The sequence below is a fragment of the Burkholderia sp. KCJ3K979 genome, from assembly GCF_016759955.1.
In the GTDB taxonomy this organism is placed as follows: Bacteria; Pseudomonadota; Gammaproteobacteria; order Burkholderiales; family Burkholderiaceae; genus Burkholderia; species Burkholderia orbicola.
In genome coordinates this window covers 1-3,834 of sequence record NZ_JACFYV010000350.1, presented here as the reverse complement: position 1 = coordinate 3,834, position 3,834 = coordinate 1, and the positions used below count along the sequence as shown (strand labels likewise).

5 protein-coding genes and 1 pseudogene are annotated in these 3,834 nt (G+C 67.9%); 3 read left to right on the top strand and 3 right to left on the bottom strand.

The annotated features are described in order from the left end of the window. Both H3O04_RS36445 and H3O04_RS34365 read left to right on the top strand, forming a co-directional pair. On the top strand, positions 1–185 hold a 185-nt coding region (locus H3O04_RS36445), incomplete at its 5' end, for a hypothetical protein (protein WP_237666536.1). 9 nt (positions 186–194) lie between these two features. Further along, entirely contained in the window at positions 195–1,574 is a 1,380-nt protein-coding gene (locus H3O04_RS34365) for an amino acid permease (RefSeq protein WP_202589412.1), read from the top strand. A 33-nt stretch (positions 1,575–1,607) separates the two neighbouring features. Here the strand turns inward: H3O04_RS34365 and H3O04_RS34360 are convergent, their stop codons facing one another. The 3 genes and pseudogenes from H3O04_RS34360 to H3O04_RS34350 form a co-directional block, all read right to left on the bottom strand. Continuing rightward, positions 1,608–2,186, bottom strand: coding sequence for an NnrU family protein (locus tag H3O04_RS34360; protein ID WP_023476037.1), 579 nt, complete (start codon positions 2,184–2,186; stop codon positions 1,608–1,610). A gap of 302 nt (positions 2,187–2,488) precedes the next feature. Next, positions 2,489–3,124: a TfoX/Sxy family protein gene (locus tag H3O04_RS34355; protein WP_202589411.1), complete on the bottom strand. Its 636-nt coding sequence runs from the start codon at positions 3,122–3,124 to the stop codon at positions 2,489–2,491. Then, positions 3,121–3,726: pseudogene (locus H3O04_RS34350) on the bottom strand (Ldh family oxidoreductase); the annotation flags it as partial. The pseudogene H3O04_RS34350 and the gene H3O04_RS34355, both read right to left, overlap by 4 nt. Between H3O04_RS34350 and H3O04_RS36440 the strand changes: the two are divergent. After that, the coding region (locus H3O04_RS36440) for a hypothetical protein (RefSeq protein WP_237666534.1) at positions 3,641–3,834 on the top strand (194 nt) is incomplete at its 3' end. The pseudogene H3O04_RS34350 and the gene H3O04_RS36440 overlap by 86 nt on opposite strands.

Below are 3,834 nucleotides of genomic sequence, written 5' to 3'. Positions count from 1 at the left end.
CAATCCGGGTTGTCGCGATCATCGCCCTCTCGCGGGCACCGACCGGCACGCCGTGGCCGTCATCCCGATTCACCGCCGGCGGCCCGCACATCGCGTCGCACACGCTCCCTCGACATCGGCGCCCCCGCGGCGGCGGAACGCCTGCCGCCGTGCCGCCCGATACGTTCCCGGCCAACAATAACTAGAGGTAGGAGATGCAGGACAACACGTTGAGGCAGAGCCTCAAGCAACGGCACATCACGATGATCGCGCTCGGCGGCGTGATCGGCGCGGGCCTGTTCGTCGGCTCCGGCGCGATCATCGCAACGGCCGGCCCCGCGGCAATCCTGTCGTACCTGATCGGCGGCGTGATCGTCACGCTGGTCATGTTCATGCTCGGCGAAATGGCGTCCCGCAATCCCGACAGCGGCTCGTTCTCCACGTACGCGAGCAGCTACCTCGGCGAATGGGCCGGCTTCGCGGTCGGCTGGCTGTACTGGTTCAAGTCGATGATGACGATCACCGTCGAAGCGATCCTGCTCGGCGCGATCCTCCACGATTTCCTGCCGTGGCTGCCGGTCTGGGGCGGCGCGCTATTCATGCTGGTCACGCTGATCGCGAGCAACGCGTACTCGGTGCGCTCGTTCGGCGAAGCCGAATACTGGCTGTCGTTCGCGAAGGTCGCGACGATCATCGTGTTCATGGCGCTCGGCGCGTCGATCCTGCTCGGCTTCCAGCCGCGCATTCCCGCTCCGGGGCTCGTGAACCTGACCGATCACGGCGGCTTCATGCCGAACGGCATCTCGCCCGTGCTCGCCGGCGTGATGGTCGTGATCTTCTCGCTCGGCGGCAGCGAGATCGCGGCGGTAGCCGCGGGCGAATCGGAAAACCCGAGCAGGAACGTGATCCGCGCGATCAAGAGCGTGATCGTGCGCGTGATGGTGTTCTACGTCGGCTCGGTGTCGATCCTGATCCTGTGCATGCCGTGGACCGACAAGGTCAACCTGAAATCGCCGTACGTGTCGCTGTTCGGCATGGCGGGCTTCACGGGCGCCGCCGTCGCGATGAAGATCGTGCTGTTCGTGTCGTTCATGTCGGTGATGAACTCGTTCCTGTTCTCGAACTCGCGCATGCTGTTCTCGCTGAGCCAGCGCGGCCACGCGCCGGCGATGTTCGGCCGCACCAACGCGAAGGGCGTGCCGATGAACGCGCTCGTGCTGTGCCTCGCCATCTGCGTGTCGATCCTGGGCATTCACTTCGTGAGCGGCGGCGATCTGTTCCTGATGCTCGCGAAGAGCAGCGGCGCGTTCGTGATGATCGTGTGGATCTTCATCATCGTCGCGCACTTCGCGATGCGTCGGCAGACGAAGCACGAGCAACGCGACCCGACGGCGTTCCGCGCGTGGTTCTATCCGGTGTCGAACTGGGTCGCGCTGCTGGCGCTGGTGGCCGTGCTGGGGTCGCAGGCGTTCAACCCGGATTCGCGCTTCCAGTTCTGGTTCACGGTCCTGACGGCGCTCGCGATCGTCGCGGCGTACTTGCTGCGGCGCAGGCAGCCGTCGTTCGGGCAGGCCGCCGGCGCGAAGGGTCGTTGACCGGCGGCAGGCCGACCGGCGTGCGCGTTCCGTTCAGCCGAACGGCCGCACGCCGATCAGCGGGCCGTGCAGGAACCGCGCGAACACGGCCCACGCGACGAGGCCAGCCGCAACGGTTGCGATGTCGCCGGCCAGCCCGCCGGCCGGATAGCGGACACCGTCGCGGCGATCCCTAGCACGCGACACGACGAAATCGACGATCGACCACACGAAAAACGCGCCGAACAGCACGACCGCGTGCACGGTACCGTTCACGAGCAGGTGCGCGACCGCCCAGACCATCGTGCCGGCCAGCATCGGATGCCCGACGAGCGTCTTGATCCGGTTGCGCGGCACGTACGACGCGGCGATCAGCACGAACGCGACCGCGGTCAGCATGCCCGTCAGGTGGCGCACGCCGACCGGCGACACCCACAGCAGCGTCGCGCCCGCACGGGCGACCCCGTACCCCCAGACGATCAGCACGAAGCCGACGATCGACGCGATCGCGTAACCGCCCTTCCAGCCCTTCTCGCCGATCCGCTCGATCGTCGCGGACCGCCAGCCGTCGGCGACGATCCGGATCGAGTGCACACCGAGGAAGATCGCTAAACCGAGAATCAGGACGAGCATCGGCTGTCTCCGTCTGGAATGATGAGTGGGGAAGCGTGCCGCGCGGCGTCCGGTGCGCCGTTCGCGGGGCCGGCGGCGAGGCCGGCGCGGGTCGCGCGAGGCACGGGCGCAACCCGCGCCGATCATAAACGCCGGCGGCGCGGTTGTGAAGCATGCAGGACGTGCGGGGCGTCAAGCTCGATGCGTTCGGGCGCCGGATCGTGCGCGCGAGTCGGCCGCGCAGCGTGCGGGTCGGGAGCGACAGGCGAGTCGGAAAGTAAGGAAAGCGAAAATCGCGAGATCGTCGCTCCTCGTGATGGGGACTACGCCTGTTTGCGCTTCGCCGCGGGTTTCCGTGCCGGCGCGGGCGATGATTTCGATGCCGGTTTCGGTTTCTGCGCCGACGCCGGTTTCGATGTGGATTTCGCCGCCTGCTTCGTTTTCTGGGCCGACGCGGGTTTCGTTGCCGGTTTTGTTGCAGGCTTCGTCGCCGGTTTCGATGGGGGTTTCGTTGCCGGTTTCGACGCCGGTTTCGGCGCAGCCTTCACTGCAGTTTTCGGCGCGGCTTTCGGCCCCGCCCCGGATACCGTCTTCGACGCCGCCCTCGCCTTGCGCTTCGGCGGCCCGGCCAGCAGCGCCGCGCGATACGCGCTGCGACACCAGTCGAACAGCGCACCCGCGTCCTCGAGCACGTCGGCCGGCGTTTCGTAATAGCCCTCGAGCGAGACGGTGCGCGTGGGCCGCGCATACGAGAACGGCCCCATCCCGGCCGCGACGAACGCCGGCCGGTTCACATCGTCGACCCGCAGGAACAGCGACCCGCGCGACATGAAGCCGAACATCACGCCGTCGAGCCGCAACGCCGCGCCGCTGAAGAACCGTGCAACGGCGACCGTACCCAGCGGCGCAAGCTGATACGCGATTTCCTCGCCGTGCGCCTTCTCCGCCTGCCAGCTCATGCGGATGCCTCGCAGCGCCGCGTCCACGCATCGAGCTCGGCCGCGTCGAAACCGACGGCCGCCGCGCTCTCGCGAATCTGCCGCCACGTCGCACGGTCGACCGGAATACCCGACGTGCCGCGCGCGGCACGGCTCGCCTCTTCCGGTTCGCCGGGCACCTGCACCGGGGTATCGCCGGCCTGCGGCGATGCCTTCGCCCACGCGACGAACGCATCGGCTTCGCGTTCGGCGTCGGCCGCGTCGAACGCTTTCGGATCGATCAGCACCGACAGCATCCCGTTGACGATCGCGCTCGTCTTCTGCAGCGTATCGCCGTAGGTCGTATGCCCGCCCACCAGCGCGCCGCCGAAGATCTCGCACATCGCCGCGAGCGCATACCCCTTGTGCAGCCCGAACGGCAGCAACGCGCCGAACGGCTGCTCGTGCATCACGGCCGGATCGTCGGTCGGCTCGCCGCGATGGTCGATCAGCGACCCGGCCGGCACGCGCTTGCCCTGGTTGTACGCGACCCGCGTCTTGCCGTACGCGATCGCGCTCGTCGCGAAATCGAGCAGCAGCGGCGGCTTGCCGGCCCGCGGATACGCGGCGCAGTTCGTCGACGTAGCGATGGCGCGACGGATAGTCCTCGATGTCGCCGATGAACATCAGCATGCACTCGAGGCCGTCCGTATGCCCCATCTCGTGCGCCTTGCGCGCGGCCTCGACGGCCT